Raw genomic sequence first — 25,335 nt, forward strand, 5'->3', positions numbered from 1 at the left:
TATGGAAAAAGAATGTCAGCAAAGAATACAAGAAATAACATCTAAATTTAAAGAATGTCGTAAAGCTATTTCTGCTATGGGAGATGAAACTAGACAGTTAATTTTAATAACACTCTTAGAAAGTGACTTCAATGGTATACGAGTAGGAGAAATTACAGAAAAAACACATCTTTCTCGTCCTGCTGTATCTCATCATCTTAAAATATTGAAAGAAGCAGAAATTGTTAATGTACGTAGAGAAGGAACTAGAAATTATTATTATCTTGATTCAAAAAAATCACAATGGAAATCACTAACAGAGCTAATAAATCTTATATTTGTTGGAATACAACATATTGGTGAAGATGATGTAAGAAAAGGTGAGTAAAGTAAAGTGATTTAGCAAAAAGGGGTTGTCGCATGAATAAATTAAATTTGTTCTGTGATAGCTCTTTTTTATGTATAAAAATATATACATGAATGTTAAGATTAGTTGATAGAATTTAAGTAATAAATCTAATACTATAAACATAGGAGGTATGAAAAATATGATTAATACGAATTTGAAAAGACTAAGAAAAATTCACCAGTACACACAAGAAGAATTAGCTGAAAAACTTAATGTTTCTAGACAATCAGTAGCAAAATGGGAAAATGGAGAATCTACTCCTGATATAGATAGTTGTATTAAACTTGCAAAATTGTATAATGTCAGATTAGATGATTTAGTTAATCATTCGGAAGAAAAATCAGGGATTATAGTACCACCTACAGGAAAATTTTTCTTTGGAGCTGTCGTAGTTGGTGAACGTGGTCAGATTGTTATTCCAAAAGAAGCAAGGGATGTATTTAATATAAACTCAGGGGACAAATTATTGATACTAGGAGATGAAGAAAGAGGATTAGGAATTGTTCATCAACGTGATTTGATAAATTTTATAGGTCATATGGGGGTAATAAGTAAAGAAGAGTAATTTAAAAAAATTATAAAAGGATGGATAAAATATGGGCAAAATAGTATTTTTCAGTATTCCTGCATATGGTCACACCAATCCTACCGTTGAAGTAGTTCGTGAATTGGTAGATAGAAGGAATGAGGTATTGTACTATTCTTTTAATGAATTTAAAGATAAAATTGAAGGTGCTGGAGCAAAATTTATTTGTTGTGATAAATATCTTCCAGAATTACGTCCTGGAGATGAGAAAAAAATTGGTAAAGATTTTTCTGGGTTAATTGAGATGATAGTAGATACTACCATATCTTTAGATGAAAAAGTTTGTAGAGAACTTAAAGAATTTAATCCAGATTGTATTGTATCAGATTCACTAAGTTTTTGGGGAAAATTATTTGCACAAAAACTTAATATTCCATATATATGTTCTACAACAACTTTCGCGATTAATAAACATACAGCGAAGATGATGAAACAAAGCTTTATAGAAATTATATGTATGGTTTTTGGTATGAGACGTATTAATAAAAAAATAAAGCTTTTACGAAGAAAAGGATATGAGGTAAAAAACTTTATTTCTATAGTTTCTAATGATGATGATACGAATACTATTGTATATACATCAAAAGAATTTCAACCAATGGTAGAAACTTTTTCTAGTAAATATTCATTTGTAGGGCCATCAGTATCAAAGGTAATTATTGGACCCAAAGAGAGAAAGAAAAAGCTAATATATATTTCACTTGGTACAATTAATAATAAAAATATTAACTTTTATAAAAACTGTATAAATGCATTTGAAGATTATGAGGTTGATGTAATTATGTCTGTTGGTAGTGATACTGATATTAAAAGTTTAGGACATATACCAAATAATTTTGAAGTTAAAAATAGTGTCAAACAGACTACTGTACTTCAAGAAACTGATGTGTTTATTACTCATTGTGGGATGAATAGTGTTAATGAAAGTTTATATTATGGAGTACCTATGGTATTATTTCCACAACATTCGGAGCAGAGAATGGTAGCTAATAGAGTTACTTATTTGGGCGCAGGGCTCATGTTAAAAGAAAATAAATCAAAAGATATTAAAGATGCAGTATTTCAAGTTATGAATGATAATGAATACAAAGAAAATGCAACTAAACTATCAAAAAGTTTTTATAATGCAGGAGGTTCAAAAAAAGCAGCAGATGTGATATTACAGTTTATATGTGATAGTAGAGCAATTAAAATATAGTAAATTGGTTAAAATGGACAATACATACCACTTAATCAAAATACTGACAGTGGGGTCACTTAACCTACCAGTTGGGGCATATATATTGATACTAAATATGAGAGATGTTATATTTTAATAAAAAAATATAACATCTCTTTTTTAGTATATTATATCAAGTTTTTAACATTAGAACTGAAAAAAATTTAGATTGAAGTAGGGAGGATTAATATGAAAAAGTATAAAGTTATTTTAGGAGTATTAATTATAAGTATTATAAGTGTAACAGGGTTTGTTGTGTATAAAAACTACATTAAACCATGGAAGGAGGCTGAAATATATATTAACAAGTATATGGTAAAGCAAGATATTTCAAAAGATAATATAAAGAGTATTACAAGAGAAAAAGCAAAGAAAGCAAGCTACAAAGGAATACTATATAGAGTATATTACAAAGATGACCCTCAATATGAATATCAATATTTTTATAGTGATGATTATTATGCTCTATATGTAAATAAAGTAATGTTACAAATTTATGATATAGAAAATAATAATAAACTTTTAAAAAGCAATGAAGAATTAAAAGGTGTAAAGCATCCACCAGTTTATCTTAAAGGCATGTTGGATAAATAGCTCATGATAAAATAGGAGTATTTTTATTGAAAAATAGATACATAACATTATATTCAATCTTAAAAAAGTATATTGTATAAAAAGTAATATATAGTAGGAATCTTCTAGAATAACTTCTGAATGATAATCATTTAAGTATAAAGTACATGGTGATATAAGAAGATTAAGAATAATTCTAAAACTATAAACTTGTAATTTATTGTCAGAATATATTGACAAAAGTAAAGTTTGAAATTATAATTTATATCAAGAATAGTTTGACAAAATAAAAACTAGTGACCTTATTTTAGTAAATTTATTTTTTTTTACTAATTTAAGAATAATTTAGGACTACTATAGACATATAGTTTATCATTTATTTAATATGACAAATAATTTTTATTGCTAGGAATACGATTTCTAAAGTCGCTAGATATAGTCTAACTTAAAGAGGGGAGGCATTAGCAAATACAAGTTTGCACCTAAAGAAGACTTAAAAGAAATAGTTAAAATAAGGTATCTCTTAACAATATTAATGGATATGTTATTAATTTATATTAGGTATTTTAGGAATAATTTGAGACGTATAAAATATCATCAAAAAATATCAAATTGTGCTATATGTAGTTGAGAATAACTACAGAATACACACTTTATAATTATTGTTTTATTGATAAAAATTATTATATTTAGGAGGAAACAACAATGGAAAATTTTTGGAATCCGCTTACTTGCTTTACTGTATGTGTAATGATTTATGCTTTTAGTGAGTTTTTATCTAAGAAAACAAAAGGTGCAATTTCAACATTGCTATTTGTATGTATTATATTTTTATTAGGCTTTTGGACAAATATTCTTCCAAAAGACGTTACAGGAGCATCAGGGATATTAGCTGCAATGAGTAACTTTGGTATAGCATTGTTAATAACCAACTTGGGAACGCTTATAAACCTTGAGGATTTATGCCATGAATGGAAAACAGTTGTAATTGCATTAGTAGGTATTGTAGGCATAGCGGTTGGTTGTTTCACAGTTGGTAGTATGTTATTTGGTAGAGAGTATGCTTTAATAGCAGCACCTCCAATAGCAGGTTCTACTGTTGCTGGTATTATTGTAACAACGGTTGCAGAAGCAGCAAATAGACCTGAACTTGCAGCATTTGTAATCCTAGTATTGTCATTTCAAAAATTCTTTGGTATTCCTATAACAACATATTGCATAAATAAAGAATTAAAATTTAAAAGAGATAGGGGAGATTTCTTAAAGGATGTATCAAAGAGTAATTTTAAGCTTCCAAGTATGAGAATTTTTAAAGAAGAATCAAATAAGAAATCCTCCAATCTAGTATATCTTGCAAAACTTTCATTTGTTGCTATGATTGGGAACTTTGTAGGATTAGCTACTCTAATACCAGGATTTACTCCAGCAAATTATTATTTAAATCCAAATATAGCATGCTTGTTAGTAGGTTTAATTTTTACACGAATAGGGTTTTTAGAAAAGGGAATTTTAGATAAATCTCAATCTAATGGAATTATAATGTTTGGATGTATGTTAATGTTACCTGGAGGACTTGCTAAGGTAACTCCAACAGCATTATTTGCAATGATTGTTCCAACTATAGGAATTCTAGTTGTAGGAGCTGTATTCATAATACTATTTACTGCAATTGTAGGAAAGTTATTAGGATACTCTCCAAGAATGTCAGCAGCAATTGGTGTAACTTGTATGCTTGCTTATCCAGCAACACAGATAATTTCTAATGAAGGTATTGATGCTATGGAAGGAACTGTAGAAGAGAAGCAAAGGGCAACAGATTATTTATTACCAAAAATGATTATAGGGGGTTTTGTTACTGTAACTATTGCTTCAGTGGCATTTGCTAGTATAATAGGTCCACTTATATTTGGTTAATGTAAAATAGATTTATGGGAGGTAAAGTTAATGATAGGAAATATTTCTATAAATGAGATAGATGAAAAAAGACTCAAACTTGATGATTTAAGTAAGAAAATATGGAAAAATCCAGAGAAAGCATTTAAAGAATTCAAAGCATGTGAAAATACAGCAAATTTTCTAAGAAGTGAAGGATTTGATGTAGAAATAGGAGTAGGAGGCTTAGCTACAGCTATTAAAGCTAGTTTTGGCTCAGGAAAACCAGTTATAGGTTTTATGGGAGAGTTTGATGCGCTACCTGGTTTAAACCAAAAAGTTTCAACAAAGCAAGAAGCATTTGAATTGGGAGGTTATGGTCATGGATGTGGACATAACTTATTATGTACTGCACATGTAGGAGCAGTAGTAGGACTTAAAAGAGAAATGATAGAAAACCATTTAAGTGGAACTATAGTATTTTATGCATGTCCAGGAGAAGAACAATTAACAGGTAAAGGATTTATGGCTAGAGGTGGTGCATTTAAAGGATTAGACTTAGCTATAAATTTCCATCCAAATAAAATTAGTGAAGCTACAGTTGGCATATCAACAGCTGTTAACTCTGTAAAATTTCATTTTAAAGGAAAAACTGCACATGCTGGTTCAGACCCTCAAAATGGAAGAAGTGCTTTAGATGCTGTAGAACTTACTAATGTAGGAGCTAATTATTTGAGAGAACATGTTACCTCTGATGTAAGAATTCATTATACCATTACAGATGGAGGAGTAGCACCTAACATAGTTCCTGATAAAGCATCAGTATGGTATTATACAAGAGCTTTAAGTAGGGAAGCTGTAGAAAATACATATGAAAGACTTATAAAAGTAGCAAAAGGAGCTGCAATGATGACTGAGACTGAGGTTGAAGTAGAGTTTTTAGGAGGATGTTATAATACTCTAAATAATCATGTCTTAGCAAATCTTGTGTCAGAATGTATGGATAATATTAAACAAGAGCCTTGGACTCAAGATGAATTGGATTTTGCAGCTGAATTAGATAGACAAAGCCCACAACAATATAAGGCTATGATAAATAAATATAATTTACCAGAAGGAACTCATCTATATTATGGTGGAGGAAATGTTACGAACTTTAATAGCTATGGTTCTACTGATATTGGAGATGTAATGCATATAGTTCCTACAGCCTACTTTTTTACAGGATGTACAAACTTAGGGGCACCTGGGCATAGTTGGCAGTTTACATCTTGTGCAGGAAGTTCTATTGGAGAAAAAGGTATGATATATGCGGCAAAAATTATGGCTATGTTTGGAGCTAAGATACTGAATAATCCAGATATAGCTAAAAAGGCAAAAGAAGAATTCGATAAATCTATGAATGGAAAAACATATAAGTGTCCTATTCCAGATGATATTCCAACTCCTTAAATGAGATATAAAGTTTAAAATATAAGATTACAATTTTTATGCCAGCATTTTTTCATTATCAAAAGAACACGAAATTTTACTGTTTATTTGCTCATTGCGAAGTGAAATGGCTACAAAATAATTTTAATAGGGAATAACATAAATTATTAATAAATATCACAAAAGGTATATCTTAAAAACCAAATATGGGATATACCTTTTAGAAAACCATATAACTTTATTTACTATTCAATGATAAAATATTTTTATGTACTCTAGATTTTAATGTTTGTTTTCTAATATAAATAATTTGTATACCCTCTCAGGTCTACCTTTTGTTGAGTTTTGTTTTTCGTATAATATAGTAGCATTTCCAGACTTTAGTAGACTACTTAAAAATCTATTGGCAGTTCTTACTGTTACATTTAAACAAGAAGATAATTCCTTAGGAGTAACTTCATCTCTTTGAAGAATTTCAGTAACAGATATAATCTTTTGAATAGTAAGAGTAGACAATTTGGAATTTTTAGCAATTGTATTTATGTGTGGAGTTACTTTATTTGAAACAGTAAGTAATTTATCACATAGTAAAGGCCCTATTGTCTCATAACTTTCATTAACTAAGAAACTGTAGTTTAAAGGATTTATTTTAGATTCCTTATTAGCATTTATAGCATTAGACATGGCTTGTTTTATATTATTACCAATTCCATACCCAACACATACTTTAAGGTTTATACTATTTTCAATAGATTCTTTTATATAACATGTAGTGAAATTTTTAGTTAATGATTTAATGGTCTCACATTTAGTAAAAATCTTAAAAGAGCTACTATCTTTTTCAATTATAAAATCAGTTAATTTATCTTTTTTTAGATTGTTTAATATTTTATAAATTTGGTCTATAGTATAATCATAATGGTTCATATCTTTAACTGTTATATATATTACACCAGGTTGGTTTACCTTCATTCTATGCAGATGAATGTCCTTTATTAATTCATTAAAAGTACTTTTCAATAAATTTATGTCAGGATATATGAAGTGAAAATTTACTCCTGCATCTTGTAACATAGGGACAATACTACTAAAATGAGTAGTAGAAAAATCAATTTTCCCTTCATTCCATAACTTAATATGTTTTTTTTCAATATTTTTTTCAAGCTCTGCTATATCAGATAAACTCATCTTAGAGGCATTTTCATTAATACTACACATTAAATCTCCAAATGTACCATTTGATAGATAATATGATATGTCTTTTGGATTATCTGCCCAATCCATTAGGTCAAAGTATGCTCTAGAAAAATCTAATGTATTGTATTTAAAAATAAGTTTTAGAAACATATCGTAATAACTTTGTAAATCAGTACCAAAATCAACTAAAGGTTTTTTTATAGTACCAACTTTTTTTGTAATAGCTTCCTTAGGTATAGGTCCACTGACTGCGAATCCATCAAACTTATCTTCGATTTCTAGATATAAATCTCCAACATGAGAAAAATCTTTATAAATATATATTTCAATTTCTGCATTAATATTTAATTTTTTTATAGAATTAGCTACAAATTCTTTTAAAAATTCAGTTGTTATGATTGCTATTTTCATAGATTACTTCCTTTTCAATTATTATAATTATTTCATATTAGATATTACTCTTTATAGCACTGATAAAACAATATCTCTTTGTACTATTATATATAATAATATCATGACAAAATATTTATTGTCTAACTAATTATAATCTATACAAAATGAAGGATAAATTACAAGTACTTTCTGAATCAATGATGATTCCTATTATATTACTTGTTATAGCAGGGGTATTTATAGAATTAAGGTTAGCTTTTGTAAATATGGAAAATGTTTCTGATTTAAGGCTTGTGGATTAATACATGAAGGCTTATTTATAAATGTATTCTTTAAAGTAATAAATGATTTAGGATTTATGGTAATGAGATACTTCCCAATGTTCTTTATAGTTACTTATGTAATATTCACATGGGCAATTAAGAAGCTTGATATAAAGACACTAGGAAGAAGCTCAGAAGAAGTTAAGCTTTACAGCAAGAAAGAAAAATTTAGTTCAAGTTGTATTTGGACCAAGAGTTATTACAATAGCAGCAAAAGTTAAATCTGTATTAGGTGTAGATTGATGAGTATAAAGCCATGTAAATTAGATTAGTTTGCATGGCTTTATTTTTTGCTTATTTAATTTATGTTATGGAATAACGAACATTTAAATAGTTATGATTTGATTATGCTTATTTATTACTAAAGTATTTAATATAGGATTATTTTTTACAATTTTGGTTACATTATCTAACATAATAAGATAAACAATGAAAGAAAACAGCTAAAATGAGGAGACATATTTATGAAAGAAAATAATACTAAAAAAGAAATTGTAGATGTATATGTCCAAGGATATCCAGTAGTTGGTATGTATGAATTACTTTATACACAAGTAGTTAATCCAGAAACAAAAACCACAAAATTTAATGAATTTGAACATACTGCATCAGTAGCATCACCTAAAACATCCTTTATACCAGCTCCAAATAATGATACAACATATTCAAGAGCCTGGTTAGACTTAAGAAAAGAACCTGTAGTAATTGAGGTTCCAGATACTGAAGGAAGATATTATTCAATTCAATTATTGAATTTTGTCAGTGAAACTTTAACTAATGTAGGAAAGAGAACTACAGGAACTAGTGCAAAAAAATTTGTAATAGTTGGACCAGATTGGAATGGAAATCTGCCAGATGATTACCATTTAGTAAGAAGTGACACTTCATTTGTGCTAGCGTTTTTGAGGATTTTAATAAATAATGAATTAGATATCGAAATAGTAAAAGATATTCAAAATAAAATAACAGTGAAATCTATTTCTGAAGTAGAAATTAATGATATAGAGTCTTTACCTGTTTACAAAAATTCAACTAATAAAGAGTTTTTCGAGACATTAGAAAATGTATTACAAATATCATCAATGCCTAAAAATGAAAAAGATATACTAAAAGAAGTAAAAGAAATTAATGAATTGCCAGTTGAAGTAATAGAGGAAGCTTGTTCAGAAGCTAAAAAGCTTATAGATGAAGGAGGTATGAGATTTGGTGAAGAAGTCAATTTCTGGAGAATAGCTAGTAAAGGTATAGGAAACTATGGTACAGACTATCTTCAACGTGCAGTAGTTTGGTATAAAGGAGCTCTTGCAAATCAACCTCAAGAATCACTTTATCCAAGTACATTTCAAGATAGTAATGGACAAATGCTAGATGGTAATTTTGACTATAGATTAACATTTACATCTGTTGAACTACCTCCAGTAAGCCAATTCTGGTCATTAACAATGTATATATTTAGAAATGCATTTTTATATGATAATCAAATTGATCGTTATTCAATAGGAGACCGCACAAAAGGATTAATTTATGAAGAAGATGGTTCATTGACAATATATATTCAGAATAAGGAACCAGAAATAGAAGAAGAAAAAGCTAACTGGTTACCAGCTCCAAAAGAAAAATTTTATATGTCTTTGAGATTATACGGTCCAGATAACTGTGCTATAGAAGGAACTTGGCAACCTCCAGCAGTAAAAAAAGTAGATTAGTAAAGAAGAGATATATTATGAGTAGTTTTGTATATACTGGAGAGTTAAAATCTGTTAATGAGAGATTAACTTAACATTCTAAAGCGATGGAATAAAAAGTATGTGAGATAGTAAATAATGTATATAGTGCTATAGAATGTTATGGATTAGGACTAATTTACACCTTTTGTAAATATGACGTTTTGGGCTCAATAGAAACTATTATATAATTAAAATACTTCTAATTTAGTAACTTAGTTATTGAATTAGAGTGTTTTATACTTAGAACAGTTAGGAGATATGTATATGTCTAAATTAAAGAAATTTCATTATGCATGGATAATTTTAGTAGCTGTATCGTTGATTAGAGGAATTGCTGGGCCAGCTCTAAATGGATCATCAGGTTTATTTTTATCACCTGTATCACAGGAACTTGGTATTGGAATTGGTCAACTATCAATTTATTTAAGTATTTCTTCAATCACAATGCTATTTTGGTTACCTATAGCAGGTAATATATTAAATAAATATAGTGCTAAAACAATTGCAATCATAGGAATATTATTACAAGGCATACCATTTGTGTCATTAGGATTTATGAATTCAGTGTGGGGATGGTATATAATGTCAGTTCCTCTAGCTATGGGAGCTGTTTTATTAGTAAATCTTCTAGGTCCTGTGCTTATTAATAGATGGTTTGTAGCAAATAGAGGTTTAGTTATGGGATTAATGATGACTATAACAAGTCTGTTAGGAGCTGTATTTCAACCTTTATTAAGCGGTTTAATAGCAAATAATGGATGGAGATTCACATATGTATCATTTGGTGCAGTTTCCATTGTATGTATTATAATATTGGCTGTTATCTTTTTAAAAGATAAACCAGGAGATAAAAATACACATCCATATGGATACGATACTAATACTAAAAATACTGATAAGGAAACAAAGAATAATAAAAATTTAGGTGTATCTTCAAAAGTTGCAACTAAATCATTGGCATTTTTTATGTTATTAGTATTTATGATTTCTATAACAGGATTTGCAGTATTTTCTCAACATATTACAACTTATGGTTTAAGTGTAGGGTATTCCATCGTTAGTATAGGAACAGCTCTTTCTCTGTCAATGATAGGGTCAGCAATTGGTTCAATATTAATAGGTGTTTTTAGTGATAAATTAGGGATAATGACAACATCTATATCTGTAGTGGCTGTTGGATTGCTAGCAATCATATTATTCTTATTTGCAGGAGATAAATATGCAGTATTTATGTCAGCAACATTTTTACATGGATTATCAATGTCATCCATAGGAGTTGTATCTCCAATTTTAACTTCTACATTCTTTGGATCTAAAGAGTATGAAAAAATATTTTCTTTAGTTTCGATGGGTTCTCCATTAGCATCTATATTGTTAGTTCCAATATATGGATTTATATATGATAAGTTTGGAAGCTATAATATAGTATTAGTATTTTTAATCGTATTATTAGCAATAGGTGGAATATGTTTAATAATTGGTAATAAAAACAGTAAAAAATTAGATTTAGCAGACAAAAAATAATTATTGTTGTAAAAAATTAAATAAACAGTAGATTTTAAGGGTTATCTTTATTATCTGCCATTAAAACCTATAAAAAGGGTATTGGATGAATGTTCAATACCTTTTTATAATATTCTATTAAGTGAATATTATTTAGAAAATAATTAAAGAAAATTTTTGATTAAGACAGGAGAAGAAATACATATAAAATTGAAATTATCAATTATATAATGAAATAACATTCTACATAAAATTAAAAATAAGTTACTATAAAGTGATTATTATAGACTTTATTTCAAGCTATATTAACACTATATTGAATAATATTATACACATATTGATTAAATAGGCTAGTTATTACAAAATTAATAATTACACAAATAACGATACAAGTGAAAATAGGGACTCTTCTTTAGTTTTATGCTATAATTTAAACATATTTATAACAATTAAGGGGAAAACAATGCAGGAATCAAAACAACTAATTATAAATTCAAAATATAGTAATTTATTAAATGAATTAAAGAAAAGTTTAAAAGAATGTAAAGCATTTTATTTTAGTGTAGCCTTTATAAATTATAGTGGAGTACAGTTGTTGCTAGATACATTTAAAGAATTGGAAGAAAAAAATGTAGAAGGTAAGATAATAACTACTACATATCTAAATTTTACAGAGCCAAAAGCATTAGAAAAAATACAAGAATTTAATAATATAGATATGAAAATATTCATAGCAGATAGAGAAAAAGGTTTTCATACAAAGGTATACATTTTTGAAAATGAAGACAACTATAAAATTATAATAGGTTCTTCAAACATTACTCAAAGTGCATTAAAAAGCAATATAGAATGGAATGTAAAGATAGTTTCAAAAGAAGAGGAGCCATTTTTAAAAGATGCATTGAAAGAGTATGACAACCTTTGGAAAATGAGTTCAAATCTTAATGATGAAGTGTTACAAAGATATATGTTATTTTTAAATGAAATTAAAAGAACAGAATTAAAAAGAAAAATGGTGTTTGATAATTTTGTACCTATCAGACCTAATAAGATGCAAATAAAAGCTATGGAAAATCTAGAAAGGCTAAGGGCTCATGGAGAAAATAAAGCCTTAGTTATTGCAGCTACTGGAACAGGAAAGACATATATGTCCGCATTTGATGTAATGGAATTTAAACCGAAGAGATTATTATTTATAGTTCATAGGGAAGAAATTTTAAAAAAAGCCAAGGAAACATTTGATAGATTGTTAAGAGGAATAAATTTAAAAACAGGTTTATTTACTGGTAATGAAAAAAACTCTGAAGCAGATTATCTATTTGCAACAATACAGACTATGAATAAGTATTACACTGAGTTTGAAGAGGATTGTTTCGATTATATTATAATTGATGAAGCTCATCATAGTGCTAGTAAATCATATCTAAATATTTTGAATTACTTTAAACCTCAGTTTATATTAGGTATGACAGCTACTCCAGAGAGATGTGATAGTTTAAGTGTATTTGAGCTTTTTGATAATAATGTTGCCTTAGAAGTTAGATTGCATGAAGCACTTGAAGAAGATTTAGTAATACCATTTCATTACTTTGGTATAACAGATATTGAAGGTGTAGATTTAGAAAATGTTAATTTAGAGGATACCTCAGAGTTAGCTAAACGTTTAATGATACACAAAAGAGTAGATTTTATTATTGAAAAAATGAATTTTTATGGGCATGATGGACAGTTTAGAAAATTATTAGGATTCTGTGTAAATATAGAACATGCAAGATATATGGCTGAAGAGTTTAAGAAAAGAGGTATAAATAGTGTTGCGCTTTGTGGTGAGGATTCTATTGATAAAAGACAAGAATATATTAAACGATTAGAAAGTAATAAGGATAGTTTGCAGGCTATATTTACTGTTGATATCTTTAATGAAGGTGTTGACATACCTTCTATAAATACAATTTTAATGTTACGACCTACTGCATCTCCTATAATATTCATTCAACAATTAGGGAGAGGGCTTAGAAAAAGTGGAGATAAAGAATTTTTAACAGTACTTGATTTTATAGGAAATCATAAGAAAACTTTTTTAATCGCTATAGCTTTAAATGGTGCAAGATATTATGATAAGGATAGCATAAAGGTAGCTGTAAGTACTGATTTCGCTAGTATACCAGGATGTACTCATATTCAAATTGATGAAATTTCTAAGGAAAGAATTCTAACACAAATTGATGGAGAAAATTTTAGGTCAGCACAATATTTGAAGGATGAATATAATCAATTCAAAATCTTATGTGGAGAAAGAGTACCATATTTTTTATTAGATTTTATAAAGTTTGATGGTTCACCAGACCCAGTTAAGTTTATAGATAAAGATGGGACTTATTTAAGTTTTGTAGGTAAGACAGAAAAGGATGATAGTATAAAAACATTATTAATGGATGAGAATTTTGAAAAAATATTAAAAGAATTAAATACTAGTTTACCTTTAAAAAGAATAAATGAATTTATTATACTTAAATATTTATTAAATCATAATAGTATTAACATAAAGATAGCAAGTAATGAAATATTGAAGTATATTAATAAAATAGACCCTGATAGTGTAATTCATGCTTTTGAATGTTTAAATCATCAATATTGCGATTCATCAATAATAAAAAGTAAGGTTAAACTAATAGAGTATAAAGGTGATACTTTATATAGAAGTAGTATATTTACACAAATAATTAATGATAAAAAATATAGAAAATATATAGAGGATGCTATTACTTATGGGATTATTAGATATGAAAAAGAGTTCAAAGAAAATTACTATGGAGTACCATTCTTAAAATTATATGAACAGTACAAAATGATTGATATAGCATTACTTTCTAATTATAGAAAGATTCATTCTGCATTTAGGGGTAGTGGACTTTTAGTTAATGGGAATGAATATTTCCTATTTATCGATTTGCATAAAGAGGAAGGAATAGACGAAAGGATAAATTATAAGGATAAATTTTTAAATCAAAATTATTTTCAGTGGCAATCTCCAAATTCTACACGACAGTTGACTGATAGAGGTAAGAATTTAATTCATAATAAAGATAGAAAAGTTAACTTGCACTTATTTGTGAGAAAATATAAAGAAATAGATAAGAAAGCACAACCATATATTTATATAGGTAAGGGTGACACTGTAGAATATAGTGGGGAGAAACCTATAACCATGAAGATAAAACTTCATCAAGAAGTTCCTGTTAAAATATATAGGGAATTTATAAAAAAAGTAGAGATAATGAAATAGGGATATATTAATATATCCCTATTTCATTATCTCTTTTACAATAGGGATATCTGCAGGTGCCCATACTAAAGAGCTTAAGTTTTCCTTTTGAAGGTAAATTAACTTAGAGTGTTCATTAGGTGTAGGAAACTCTTTTATTAATGAACATTTTATACCAATTAAGTTTACTATAATTTTTTCATATTCATGAGTGTTTTCAGCAAATACAATATCTGCTTTTACTTTACAACTTAATTCTTCTTGTATTTCTCTTTCTATTGCATCAAATAAAGATTCTCCTTCTTTAACTTTTCCACCTGGAAATTCCCAATGATTTGGTAGAGACATATTTGGAGCTCTAAGAGCGCATAGAATTTCATTATTCTCATTTTCTATAATTGCAGCAACTACTTTTATTGTTTTTTTCAACGAAATCACCTCATAAAATAAAATACCATAATTAATAAATTTAAACAAATTTAAAATTATAAAGTTAATTGTAAGTACAATAGTATATTTTTATTTCTTGAACTTTTATAAATAGAAAATATCATTTTAGATAGAATAAAGACTGTATTTAGTAATTATAAATTTTTTAATAATATATTTATTAAAGGTAGGGACATATTAAAATAATTTAAATCTTAAACAATGATGTAATATTAGTAAAAAGAGATAAAAATGAAATTATTGTATTTGTCAAAGCAATTAGTTTAAAAAAATAGTGGGACAAGTTATAAGTGAAAATGAGATAGATAAAACCTATATACTTAGAAAATTCGTTTAAAAGGTGTGAAAAGAATTAATTTATAAAAAATTCTTTGATATGTAATATTAAGATATTTTTATGAGGTTGTACTGTGTAGTTAAATACGAAAATACAATTAAACATGGTAAAACATAATGAAACATAACTAAAAATACAGAAAAATATAAAAAAATATAGCTAAATATAATAAAACATAATATAATTACTTTGAAGGGGGTGACAAAATGTGGGAGTTTTATAATAATTTAATAGATAAAATACCAGAAAACATAAGAGTAAAAGATTTTATTATAGGCTCAGAGTTTGCTATGGTAATAACAGATTATGGAGCAGGTATTAGTCATTTATTATCTGATAAAAGATTTCCTTTTGAAAACGATATAAAAATAAATATGTCTTTAAAAGATTTATGCAAGTCAATTAAATCTTGGAATTTTATAGAAGCTAGTTTAGGATTAGCAGCAATAAATTCTTATTATAATCAGAATATTTGCAATAAAACATTAAGCCTAGAGAAAATTAATCATCATTTCATTTCCATGATTGATGATTCATCAAAAAAAATAGCAGTAGTAGAGGGAAATCTTCAAAATAAAAATAAAATTAAATTTAGATATGATGTGGATTTTTTCAATAGAAAAATAGTAGAAGAGGATTACAACATATCAGCATATGGATATTTAGTAGAAAACTATGATAGTACATATTTAGGTGGAGACTTAATTATTAATAAACATTTAATAAAAATAGCAAATGATTCACTTAATAAAGAAAGCATAATTTGTGATATATCGACACCTATATCTTCAGATTTCAAAAAATTAGGTATAAAAAATATAGGTGGATTTGTTGTAGATGATATAGATAAATGTTTTAATTTAGTAAAAATAAGTGCACCTTATGAGGATATTGAAAAGACAGGTAACATAATGAAAATAGTAGAGACAAAAGGGGATTAAATAAGTGAATAAGAGTGCAAAAAGTAATAAGTTAATTATGTTTTGTTTAGTTATAATATTGATTACATTGATATTAGTATCATTAGCACTTGGAAAATATCCAGTAGAACCACATCAAGTATTTGGAATTTTAGTTTCGAAAATATGTAATATAGATAAGTTTTGGACAGATAGCATGGAAACTATATTTTTAAATGTTAGATTACCAAGAATAGTACTTGCATGTTTAGTAGGTGGGGCATTGGCAGCTGCAGGAGCATCATATCAATATATTTTTTTAAATCCTATGGCATCACCAGATATACTAGGGGCATCATCAGGAGCAGCATTTGGAGCTGCTTTAGCATTATTTCTTTATAAAAGTGGTAGAGAGGTTACAGTTAGTGCATTCATCTTTAGTTTAATTACTGTAATTTTAGTCTATTTTATAAGTGAAAGAACAAAGGGAAGTAAAGTGTTAGGCTTAATTTTATCTGGTATTATGGTAAGTTCATTATTTTCTTCAGGTACATCTTTTATAAAACTTGTAGCAGACCCTAATGACCAGTTACCTGCAATTACATATTGGTTAATGGGAAGTTTATCAGGAGCTAAAATATCTGACATAAAATTTGCAATTATTCCTATGTTAATAGGTATAGTACCTCTAATACTTATTAGCTGGCAAATAAACATATTGACTGTAGGAGAAGATGAGGCAAGAACGATGGGGATAAATACAAAGCGTATAAGATTTATTACTATTATATGTGCTACACTTTTAACTTCTGCAAGTGTTGCTGTAAGTGGAATGATAGGTTGGGTTGGTCTTGTAATACCACATTTATCTAGAAGATTAGTTGGAAATAATTTTGTTTATTTATTGCCAACATCAGCTATGTTTGGAGCATCGTTTTTGTTGTTAGTTGATAATGTATCTAGAAATTTATGGACTAGTGAGATACCTATAGGTATATTAACATCGTTTATTGGTGTACCATTTTTCATATATCTGATTACGAAAAGAGGGGATTAATATGATTTTAGAAGTTAAAGATCTCAGTTATTTTTATAAAAATCAAAATGTACTTAATCAAATATCCTTTAATGTTGAAGGTAGTCAGTTACTATGTATATTAGGACCTAATGGTGCAGGGAAAAGTACTATGTTTAAGTGTATACTTCAGTTATTAAAAGGATATAAAGGTGAAATATTATTGGATGGAAAAAACTTGAAGGATTACAAAATTAAGAATCTAGCAAGAAAAATAGCTTATATCCCTCAGTCTCATAATCCTGTATTTAGTTATTCTGTTGTTGAAATGGTATTGATGGGAACAACATCACAAATTTCACCTATGTCTAAACCTACTAAAAAACAAATGGAAATAGTTGAAGAATCTTTAGACAAAATAGGAATTTCTTATTTAAAAGATAGGAATTTTATAAATTTAAGTGGAGGAGAAAGACAATTAGTACTTATTGCAAGAGCTTTAGCTCAAAATGCAAAGATACTTATTATGGACGAGCCAACCTCTGATTTAGATTATGGTAATCAAATTAGAGTATTAAATACAGTAAAAGAATTAACAAGGGATGGATATATAATAATTCAGTCAACACATAATCCAGACCAAGCATTTTTGTATGCAGACAAGGTTTTAGCTTTATACAATCATGAAATATTAGCTTTTGGTGTGCCTAAGTACATAATTAATTCTGGTCTAATTAAAAAATTATATAACATAGATGTAGAATTAAACAGCTTATATGATGATAAAATTAGAGTCTGCATACCAAAAAGTGTAACTATATAATTTACTTAAGGGGGATAAAATGAAAAAGAAATTATTATCATTGTTATTGGTACTAACTTTAGTAATAACATCTTTAGTTGGATGTACATCGTCAAATGGTGATGCTAAAGAAAAAAAAGAGGATAAAAATGCATCTAAAACAATAATGTTTACTGATTCAGTAGGTAGAAAAGTTGAGATTCCAGCAAATATTGAAAAAATAGCACCTTCAGGAAGTTTAGCACAAATCGTACTATTTTCAGTAGCACCAGATAAGCTAGTTGGACTATCAGGAGATTGGACAGAGGATTCAAAAGACTATGTGGATAAAAAGTATACTAGTCTTCCTGTTTTTGGTCAATTTTATGGTAAGGGAGATTTAAATATGGAAGCCCTTGCAGCAGCAGAACCACAAGTAATTATCGATATAGGTGAGAAGAAAGGTAGCATGAAAGAAGATTTAGATTCTATACAAGAACAAACAGGTATACCAACTATATTTATAGAAGCTACAACTGCTAATATGTCAGAATGTTACACTAAGCTAGGAGAAATCTTAAATGTAGAAGATAATGCAAAAGTATTAGCTGATTACTGTAAAACTACTTATGATACAACTGTAGAAACGATGAAGAAAATAGGTGATAAGAATAAAGTAAACCTTGCTTATTGCGTAGGAGACACAGGAACAAATATAATCGCAGAAGGGTCTTTCCACTCTGAGATTATTAATATACTTGCAAATAATGTTGCAAAGCTCAATGACCCATCAAGTAAAGGCAATGGAAATGAAGTATCGTTAGAACAATTATATTTATGGAATCCAGATGTAATAGTGTTTGCACCACAGAGTATATATAGTAAAGTAGGAAGTCAAGCTGAATGGCAAAAAATAAGTGCTATATCTAGTGGTAAATACTATGAAGCACCAAGTACGCCATATAATTGGATGGGATTCCCTCCATCTGTAAATAGATATATGGGTATGATTTGGCTATCTGAAATACTTTATCCAGAGCATTTTAATTATGATTTAAAAGAAAAAACAAAAGAATTTTATAAGTTATTTTATCATGTTGATTTAAGTGATGAACAATATAGCAAATTAACTAAAAACGCTATTAAATAATATATAGATATAAAGTTACTAAATAATGTGTAGGCATAAAGTTATTAAATAATATATAGACATAAATTAAAAGAAAGTAGGATTTTACCTACTTTCTTTCGTAAAAAGGGGAATTGATATGAAACTAATTACAGTAGCAGGGCCACCATCATCCGGAAAAACATCTGTTATTCTTCATCTAATTAAAGCTATGGAGGCAGAAGAAAATAAGGTTGGAGTAGTAAAGTTTGACTGTCTTACATCTTTTGACCAGATTAGATATGAAGAGAATAATATACCTGTTCAAATTGGACTATCTGGTAAAATTTGTCCAGACCATTTTTTTATAAGTAATATTGAAGATGCACTTTATTGGTCTAAAAAATTAAACTTAGATATTTTAATTACTGAAAGTGCAGGGCTTTGTAATCGTTGCTCACCCTATATAAAAACTATACCAGCAGTTTGTGTAATAGATAATTTATCAGGGATAAATACACCTAGAAAAATAGGACCAATGCTAAAATATGCTGATATTGTTGTAATTACAAAAGGAGACATAGTATCACAAGCAGAAAGGGAGGTATTTTCCTTTAATGTACGTCAAGTAAACTCAAAAGCTAAGATAATATTTATAAATGGAATCACAGGACAAGGAGTATTTTTACTTAAGAAATATTTAAGTGATATAAAAGAAATAACCACGCTTAGGGAAAAACAATTACGTTTTACAACACCAGCATCAGTGTGTTCTTACTGTACTGGAGAGACTAGAATTGGAGAATCTTATCAAATGGGAATGATAAAGAAAATGGAGTTTGACTATGAAATATGATAATTATGAAAATTTACTAAACATGTCTATAAAAGAGATAAAAGAAAACTACTCTATGGCCTTTGATTTTTTCTTAAATTACAATCTAAGTAATGTAGATGATTCAATTACTTTTAATAATCTAATAGAATCTTTAGATGAGGAATTTTATATAACTTTTGGGATAGAAAAAGAAGAATTATACATTAAATTGGTGGAGTTTTTAAAAGAATTTGGCCAAGATGAAAAGAGTTTAAATATAGAAAGCATTACTATTAATGGTGGGTACAATAAGCTAAAAGAAAAAGAAGCTATCTCATTGAAAATAAAGGCTGGAGAAATTATAAGTATTGTTGGACCTACAGGTTCAGGAAAAAGTAGACTGTTAGAGGATATTGAATGTTTAGCCCAGAGAGACACTCCTACTAACAGACAAATATTAATAAATGAAAGTATTCCAAGTGATGAAACTCGTTTTGTTATGGATGGAAAGCTAGTAGCTCAACTTTCACAAAATATGAATTTTGTAATGGATTTAACAGTAGAAGAATTTTTACAAATGCACTCTAAAAGTCGTTTTTGTAAAAATCAAGATGACATAGTAAAAAAATGCTTTTATTGTGCTAATAAACTAGCTGGAGAAAAATTTGAATTAACCACAAAGATAACCCAATTATCAGGAGGTCAATCAAGAGCTCTTATGATATCGGATACTGCATATATGAGTTCTTCACCAATAGTTTTAATTGATGAAATTGAAAATGCAGGTATAGATAGAAAGGAAGCTCTAAGACTATTATCTAAAAAGGAAAAAATAATTTTGATTTCAACACATGACCCTATATTAGCTTTAAACGCTAATAAAAGAATAGTTATTAAAAATGGTGGAATTTCAAAGGTAATATCTACAACAGATGAAGAAATAGAAAGTATTAAATACATAGAAAGCTTAGATAATATTTTACTAGATATTAGGCACAAGGTTAGAAAAGGTGAAGTCTTAAATAGAAAAGAAATAGAGAGTATTGTACAGGAGGAGGTAAATGACTTTGTGGGAACTTTATGATGATTTAATAGAAGGAATTCCTAAGGAGATAATAGTTGAAGATATAGCTGTTGGGCAACATAATATTTTAGTAAGAAGTAGTGTAGGTAGTGGTATAGGTTTTGTATATAGTGAAGATGGGCGTCCTCCAGAGTTTGTAAAATCTTTTAAAGGAAAATCTTTATATGAAATAGCTGGATGTATTAAGTCTTGGAATATCACAGAATCAGGAATTGGCTTGGCTGCAATAAATTCTTATTATAATTCTGTAAAAGTTTCAAAAGAAAATAATATAAAGTTAAATGAAAACAATTTTATAGAAGATAGAATTAATGACCCTTTTATTTCATACCAGAATATGATAAGGGGAAAAAAGGTAGCGGTTATAGGTCATTTTCACTATTTAGAACAACTATTTGCACCTGTTTGTGATTTATCCATAATAGAAAGTGAAGATATATATGGTGATTATCCAGAGACTTCAGCACCATATATCTTACCTGAACAGGACTTTGTAGTTATATCTTGTTACACATTAAGTACAAAAACTTTTCCTTGGTATTTAGAATTAAGCAAAAATGCTTATGTGGTATTGGTAGGTCCAGCAACTCCAATGGCACCTATATTATTTAAGTATGGAGTAAATGATTTATCAGGATTTGTAATTAAAGAACATGATAAAGTAATGAGCATAATAAGTGGAAATGAGAGAAACAGTATGTTTTACAGTACAGGTCAGAAAGTAAATTTAAAAGACGGTGGGGAAATTTAAATATGAGAATGAATTGGAATGATACTACAATAAAATCTTTTGTTGATGCAAGTGAATATACTGGTTTTCACAAGATATTAGCTAAAGAAGTAATTCCGTACATCAAAGATAGCCAAACTTTTTGTGATGTAGGTTGTGGATTAGGTTTAATAGATATGTATTTAAGCAAAGAACTGAAAGATATAACTTGTATTGATATAAACCAAAATGCTATAAATTATTTAGAAAAATCAATAAAAGACAATAATATAAGCAATATTAGGTGTATGGTAAAAGATTTTAAAGATATAAATACAAAATTTGATACTATACTAATTTCTTTTTTTTCATATGAGAATATAGAATTTTTTACTGGGCATTGTGATAGATTAATTGCAATTGTTAATGATAAGTCCAAAACTCATATTCCAGTATCTAAGAAAAGAATGGATGTGGTGGAAAGACATAGTTCAAAAAATTTAAAAGTATTATTAGATGAAAAGAAACTTAGATATGAATTAATACCATTAAGTCTTGAATTTGGACAGACATTTACTTGTGAAGATGACATAGTTAGGTATGCTAAGTCTTATGATGAAGGCGGAGAGTATGAAACTATATACAATCATATTATGAAAAATATAGTTAAGGGAGATAAAGTAGCTTATTACCTTCCATATGAAAAAAATATATCTGTTTTTATAATAGACTTTAATAGATAGATAATTGTAAATTTTAATTTTGCATATAGTGCTATATTTTGATTTAAGTTGACAATTTATATAAGATTGCATACAATTAAACTAAGAATTGAATAAACGTATTTAAAGAGTAGGGAAGTTGGTGAAAATCCAACACGAACCCATCACTGTAAGCATGGATAAATTCTGCATAGCCAACAGATGTTATTTAGAAAGGCTGAGAAAATGAAATGTAAGTCAGATACCTACATTAAATATTAGTAAATAAATTTAGGGGGGAGCAACTAGATTTATTGTCTTGTATATGGAATTTAGAATTTAAAGTATACATATTAAAATGGGATGTTATAGCATTATTTGCTATAACTTTTTTTATGCTCATATTTCTAAATAAGGGGGAAATGTATTATGAGGAAGATTTCAAAAGGGAAGCTGAGTAGTATAATTTTAGCAATTATGCTGATGTTATCATTGATAACAGGGTGTAGTAAACCAGAGGAAAATAATGATGTTAGTAAGATGAATAATGAAAAGGAAGTAGTTTTAGCAGCAGCTAGAGATTTGGCACCAGGTGAACAAGATGCTTATTACACAAGTTCTATACTCTATGTTTGGGAACCGTTAATAGGGTTGGGTGATGATGGAAAACCAAAGGCAGAACTTGCAGAAAAATGGTCAAATTCAGGTGATTATAAAGAATGGACATTTACAATAAAGAAGGGTGTAAAATTCCATGATGGTGTAGATTTGAATGCAGATTCAGTAGTAAAAAATTTTGAACGTTATATGAATATGAAAACGAAATCTTCACCTTTTTATTCGTTTGATATAGAAAAGACATATCCTAATTTACAAAGTGTGGATAAAGTTTCTGACTATGAAGTTAAACTTACTTTCAGTAAACCAATATCAACTTTAATATACAACATGGCTAGATTTGGAAGTGCTATGTATAGTCCAGAGTGTTTTGATGTAAAAACGGGAGACTTTACTAAGTATGCACAAGGAACTGGTCCATTTAAGATAAAAGAACGAGAAAAAGAACAATTTGTTTTGTTAGAGAGAAATCAAGACTATTATGGAGATAAAAGTAAAGTTAAAAATGTAAGAGTAAATGTAATTAAAGATGCACAAACTCGTTACACAGCACTTAAATCAGAGGAAATTATGGGTGTTATGGATTTAGGGGCTATTACTCCAGAGTTAGCTAGTGAGCTAATAAAGGATGAAAACTTTGAGATTAAAACATCTCCATCAACAATAACTCAATTTGTATCTACAAACGGTACTAGGGCACCATTTAATAATGTTAAGATAAAAGAAGCACTAAGCTTGTTGGTGGATAGAGAAACTATAGTAAATAAATTTTATGGAGGATATGGAACTCCGACTATGAATATATTGAACCAAGGTTCACCTTTTGCTAAGGAAATTAAACCTGTTTATGATGCAGAAAAAGCAAAAAAAATTATAAAGAATGAGTTAAAAGGGGAAACAAAAGAGTTAGAGTTTATAATACCATCTTATGGTGTAGACCGTTATCCATACAAAACTGTAGCAGAGTATATACAATCTGTATTAAGTGAAGTTGGATTAAACTCTAAAATAACTATACTTGATGGTGCTGCTTTTAAGGAAGCACAAAAAACAGGAAATTATGACATAGCACTTCACACTCAAGGGCTTCCAAATGCAGAACCATTTTCTATATTTGATAGTTATATGAGAAGCACAGGGTCAAGTAATATAGCTTATTCATTGGGCTATAAAAATGAAAGAGCAGATGAATTAATAGGTCAATTAGAAAAAACAATGGATTTAGATAAAAGAAGTAAAATATATGATGAGCTTCAAGATATATCATCAGAACACCCATCAGCTATACCATTATTTGAAGATGTTAACTTAATTGCCTATAATAAAAAAATAACTGGATACAAACCTACATTATATGGGACTACATTAGCAAATATGGAGTGGAGTAAGTAGTGAAAACACCATTTAAATATTTAATTAGAAGGATATTGATGACTATCCCTATTTTGATAGGAATAACTTTTCTAGGATTTATATTAGGGGTTATAGCACCTGGTGACCCAGCAGTTGAATATTTAAGCATGGATGGTATTTCTGCTCCTACAGATGAAGAAATAGAAAGAGTTAGAGAAGAGTTAGGGTTAAATGATAATATTATAGTTCAGTATATTAATTGGACTAAAAAAGCTATGACTGGAGATTTAGGACTTTCCTATATCAAAAAGACATCTATCACAGAAGAGATATTAAGAAGGTTACCAATAACCTTCTCTTTATCTTTAATGGCTATGTTTTTTGTTATAGTGTTATCTATACCATTAGCTATAATCATGGCTTTAAAAAAGGATTCAGCGATAGATAAGATTGGCACTTTTGTATCTTTACTTATGATATCTATTCCAGGGTTTTGGTTAGCTATTATTATGTTAAGTATATTTTGTGAGAATCTTAGATGGCTACCTACGAGTGGGTATGGTACGATTAAACATTTAATAATGCCTGGATTTGTTTTAGCAGCTGGGACTATAGGAACTGTAGCAAGGTTAAATAGAGCAACTTTAATAGAAAGTATAGGACAAAACTATATAACAGTGGCAAAAGCTAAGGGTCTGTCAAATAAAATAGTTATTTTTAAGTATGCTTTTTTAAATTCATTAATGCCCATTGTAACAGTTCTGGGAAACTATTTTGGTGCTATTTTAGGAGGCTCCACAGTGGTTGAGGTTATTTTTAGTATTCCAGGTATGGGAAGTTATGTAATACAAGGAATAATGAGTAGAGATTATCCAGTGGTACAAGGATATGTGCTATTTACAGGAATTATATTTATAGTGTTTAATTTAATTGTAGACATATGTTACCTATTTCTTAATCCTAAAATGAGGGTGGGAGGTAAATGA

The 25,335-nt window shown here is 28.2% G+C and carries 21 protein-coding genes, 1 pseudogene and 1 riboswitch; of the genes and pseudogenes, 20 read left to right on the plus strand and 2 right to left on the minus strand.

What is annotated here, in order from left to right:
- Nucleotide 1 precedes the first annotated feature (1 nt).
- The 6 genes from JJC01_03935 to JJC01_03960 all read left to right on the plus strand — a co-directional run bounded on the left by JJC01_03935 (nt 2) and on the right by JJC01_03960 (nt 6,090).
- The gene (locus JJC01_03935; protein ID UDN59022.1) at nt 2-367 is read left to right on the plus strand and encodes a winged helix-turn-helix transcriptional regulator; all 366 of its coding nucleotides are present in this window, start codon (nt 2-4) and stop codon (nt 365-367) included.
- Between the two features lie 160 nt (nt 368-527).
- Nucleotides 528-953 carry a helix-turn-helix transcriptional regulator gene (locus JJC01_03940; protein ID UDN59023.1) on the plus strand — a complete coding sequence of 142 codons (426 nt, stop codon included), beginning with the start codon at nt 528-530 and terminating at the stop codon, nt 951-953.
- 31 nt (nt 954-984) lie between these two features.
- Nucleotides 985-2,172 carry a glucosyltransferase gene (locus JJC01_03945; GenBank protein UDN59024.1) on the plus strand — a complete coding sequence of 396 codons (1,188 nt, stop codon included), beginning with the start codon at nt 985-987 and terminating at the stop codon, nt 2,170-2,172.
- Nucleotides 2,173-2,382: 210 nt separating this feature from the next.
- Nucleotides 2,383-2,787 (plus strand): DUF3139 domain-containing protein, encoded by a 405-nt coding sequence (locus JJC01_03950; GenBank protein UDN59025.1) that lies wholly within the window; start codon nt 2,383-2,385, stop codon nt 2,785-2,787.
- Nucleotides 2,788-3,471: 684 nt separating this feature from the next.
- Nucleotides 3,472-4,680, plus strand: a complete 1,209-nt coding sequence (locus tag JJC01_03955) for a hypothetical protein (protein UDN59026.1) — start codon at nt 3,472-3,474, stop codon at nt 4,678-4,680.
- Nucleotides 4,681-4,710: 30 nt separating this feature from the next.
- On the plus strand, nt 4,711-6,090 hold the full coding sequence (locus JJC01_03960; protein ID UDN59027.1) for an amidohydrolase: 1,380 nt from the start codon (nt 4,711-4,713) through the stop codon (nt 6,088-6,090).
- Between the two features lie 261 nt (nt 6,091-6,351).
- Here JJC01_03960 and JJC01_03965 read toward each other — a convergent pair whose 3' ends face one another.
- Nucleotides 6,352-7,677, minus strand: coding sequence for a hypothetical protein (locus JJC01_03965; GenBank protein UDN59028.1), 1,326 nt, complete (start codon nt 7,675-7,677; stop codon nt 6,352-6,354).
- Between the two features lie 146 nt (nt 7,678-7,823).
- Between JJC01_03965 and JJC01_03970 the strand changes: the two are divergent.
- The 4 genes and pseudogenes from JJC01_03970 (at nt 7,824) to JJC01_03985 (ending at nt 14,498) form a co-directional block, all read left to right on the plus strand.
- Nucleotides 7,824-8,086 (plus strand): annotated as a pseudogene (locus JJC01_03970) (hypothetical protein).
- Between the two features lie 360 nt (nt 8,087-8,446).
- The gene (locus tag JJC01_03975; protein ID UDN59029.1) at nt 8,447-9,688 is read left to right on the plus strand and encodes a DUF1254 domain-containing protein; all 1,242 of its coding nucleotides are present in this window, start codon (nt 8,447-8,449) and stop codon (nt 9,686-9,688) included.
- Between the two features lie 285 nt (nt 9,689-9,973).
- A complete protein-coding gene (locus JJC01_03980) occupies nt 9,974-11,233 on the plus strand; it encodes an MFS transporter (GenBank protein ID UDN59030.1) in 1,260 nt (419 codons plus the stop codon).
- 442 nt (nt 11,234-11,675) lie between these two features.
- Nucleotides 11,676-14,498, plus strand: a complete 2,823-nt coding sequence (locus tag JJC01_03985; protein ID UDN59031.1) for a DEAD/DEAH box helicase — start codon at nt 11,676-11,678, stop codon at nt 14,496-14,498.
- A gap of 18 nt (nt 14,499-14,516) precedes the next feature.
- Here the strand turns inward: JJC01_03985 and JJC01_03990 are convergent, their stop codons facing one another.
- On the minus strand, nt 14,517-14,906 hold the full coding sequence (locus JJC01_03990) for a (deoxy)nucleoside triphosphate pyrophosphohydrolase (GenBank protein ID UDN59032.1): 390 nt from the start codon (nt 14,904-14,906) through the stop codon (nt 14,517-14,519).
- A 564-nt stretch (nt 14,907-15,470) separates the two neighbouring features.
- Here JJC01_03990 and JJC01_03995 point away from each other — a divergent pair.
- The 10 genes from JJC01_03995 (at nt 15,471) to JJC01_04040 (ending at nt 25,335) form a co-directional block, all read left to right on the plus strand.
- The gene (locus JJC01_03995; protein ID UDN59033.1) at nt 15,471-16,205 is read left to right on the plus strand and encodes a hypothetical protein; all 735 of its coding nucleotides are present in this window, start codon (nt 15,471-15,473) and stop codon (nt 16,203-16,205) included.
- A gap of 37 nt (nt 16,206-16,242) precedes the next feature.
- On the plus strand, nt 16,243-17,220 hold the full coding sequence (locus JJC01_04000; protein ID UDN60119.1) for an iron ABC transporter permease: 978 nt from the start codon (nt 16,243-16,245) through the stop codon (nt 17,218-17,220).
- A gap of 1 nt (nt 17,221) precedes the next feature.
- Nucleotides 17,222-18,001 carry an ABC transporter ATP-binding protein gene (locus JJC01_04005; protein ID UDN59034.1) on the plus strand — a complete coding sequence of 260 codons (780 nt, stop codon included), beginning with the start codon at nt 17,222-17,224 and terminating at the stop codon, nt 17,999-18,001.
- Nucleotides 18,002-18,020: 19 nt separating this feature from the next.
- On the plus strand, nt 18,021-19,109 hold the full coding sequence (locus tag JJC01_04010) for an ABC transporter substrate-binding protein (GenBank protein UDN59035.1): 1,089 nt from the start codon (nt 18,021-18,023) through the stop codon (nt 19,107-19,109).
- Between the two features lie 118 nt (nt 19,110-19,227).
- A complete protein-coding gene (locus JJC01_04015; GenBank protein ID UDN59036.1) occupies nt 19,228-19,923 on the plus strand; it encodes a hypothetical protein in 696 nt (231 codons plus the stop codon).
- Nucleotides 19,913-20,968, plus strand: a complete 1,056-nt coding sequence (locus tag JJC01_04020) for an ATP-binding cassette domain-containing protein (protein ID UDN59037.1) — start codon at nt 19,913-19,915, stop codon at nt 20,966-20,968. The genes JJC01_04015 and JJC01_04020 overlap by 11 nt, the downstream gene beginning before the upstream one ends.
- Nucleotides 20,946-21,719 (plus strand): hypothetical protein, encoded by a 774-nt coding sequence (locus tag JJC01_04025; GenBank protein UDN59038.1) that lies wholly within the window; start codon nt 20,946-20,948, stop codon nt 21,717-21,719. The genes JJC01_04020 and JJC01_04025 overlap by 23 nt, the downstream gene beginning before the upstream one ends.
- A 2-nt stretch (nt 21,720-21,721) precedes the next feature.
- Nucleotides 21,722-22,420, plus strand: coding sequence for a methyltransferase domain-containing protein (locus JJC01_04030; protein UDN59039.1), 699 nt, complete (start codon nt 21,722-21,724; stop codon nt 22,418-22,420).
- A gap of 88 nt (nt 22,421-22,508) precedes the next feature.
- A riboswitch (cobalamin riboswitch) is annotated at nt 22,509-22,646 on the plus strand.
- 161 nt (nt 22,647-22,807) lie between these two features.
- On the plus strand, nt 22,808-24,388 hold the full coding sequence (locus JJC01_04035; protein ID UDN59040.1) for an ABC transporter substrate-binding protein: 1,581 nt from the start codon (nt 22,808-22,810) through the stop codon (nt 24,386-24,388).
- On the plus strand, nt 24,388-25,335 hold the full coding sequence (locus JJC01_04040) for an ABC transporter permease (GenBank protein ID UDN59041.1): 948 nt from the start codon (nt 24,388-24,390) through the stop codon (nt 25,333-25,335). Before JJC01_04035 ends, JJC01_04040 begins: the two co-directional genes overlap by 1 nt.

The organism is Clostridioides sp. ES-S-0010-02, from assembly GCA_020641055.1.
In the GTDB taxonomy this organism is placed as follows: domain Bacteria; phylum Bacillota; class Clostridia; order Peptostreptococcales; family Peptostreptococcaceae; genus Clostridioides.

Bases quoted from the DNA above. Each gene is read 5' to 3' on its own strand.
- JJC01_03935 (UDN59022.1), top strand. From the start codon at position 2: ATGGAAAAAGAATGTCAGCAAAGAATACAAGAAATAACATCTAAATTT.
- JJC01_03940 (UDN59023.1), top strand. From the start codon at position 528: ATGATTAATACGAATTTGAAAAGACTAAGAAAAATTCACCAGTACACA.
- JJC01_03945 (UDN59024.1), top strand. From the start codon at position 985: ATGGGCAAAATAGTATTTTTCAGTATTCCTGCATATGGTCACACCAAT.
- JJC01_03950 (UDN59025.1), top strand. From the start codon at position 2,383: ATGAAAAAGTATAAAGTTATTTTAGGAGTATTAATTATAAGTATTATA.
- JJC01_03955 (UDN59026.1), top strand. From the start codon at position 3,472: ATGGAAAATTTTTGGAATCCGCTTACTTGCTTTACTGTATGTGTAATG.
- JJC01_03960 (UDN59027.1), top strand. From the start codon at position 4,711: ATGATAGGAAATATTTCTATAAATGAGATAGATGAAAAAAGACTCAAA.
- JJC01_03965 (UDN59028.1), bottom strand. From the start codon at position 7,677: ATGAAAATAGCAATCATAACAACTGAATTTTTAAAAGAATTTGTAGCT.
- JJC01_03975 (UDN59029.1), top strand. From the start codon at position 8,447: ATGAAAGAAAATAATACTAAAAAAGAAATTGTAGATGTATATGTCCAA.
- JJC01_03980 (UDN59030.1), top strand. From the start codon at position 9,974: ATGTCTAAATTAAAGAAATTTCATTATGCATGGATAATTTTAGTAGCT.
- JJC01_03985 (UDN59031.1), top strand. From the start codon at position 11,676: ATGCAGGAATCAAAACAACTAATTATAAATTCAAAATATAGTAATTTA.
- JJC01_03995 (UDN59033.1), top strand. From the start codon at position 15,471: ATGTGGGAGTTTTATAATAATTTAATAGATAAAATACCAGAAAACATA.
- JJC01_04000 (UDN60119.1), top strand. From the start codon at position 16,243: ATGTTTTGTTTAGTTATAATATTGATTACATTGATATTAGTATCATTA.
- JJC01_04005 (UDN59034.1), top strand. From the start codon at position 17,222: ATGATTTTAGAAGTTAAAGATCTCAGTTATTTTTATAAAAATCAAAAT.
- JJC01_04010 (UDN59035.1), top strand. From the start codon at position 18,021: ATGAAAAAGAAATTATTATCATTGTTATTGGTACTAACTTTAGTAATA.
- JJC01_04015 (UDN59036.1), top strand. From the start codon at position 19,228: ATGAAACTAATTACAGTAGCAGGGCCACCATCATCCGGAAAAACATCT.
- JJC01_04020 (UDN59037.1), top strand. From the start codon at position 19,913: ATGAAATATGATAATTATGAAAATTTACTAAACATGTCTATAAAAGAG.
- JJC01_04025 (UDN59038.1), top strand. From the start codon at position 20,946: ATGACTTTGTGGGAACTTTATGATGATTTAATAGAAGGAATTCCTAAG.
- JJC01_04030 (UDN59039.1), top strand. From the start codon at position 21,722: ATGAGAATGAATTGGAATGATACTACAATAAAATCTTTTGTTGATGCA.
- JJC01_04035 (UDN59040.1), top strand. From the start codon at position 22,808: ATGAGGAAGATTTCAAAAGGGAAGCTGAGTAGTATAATTTTAGCAATT.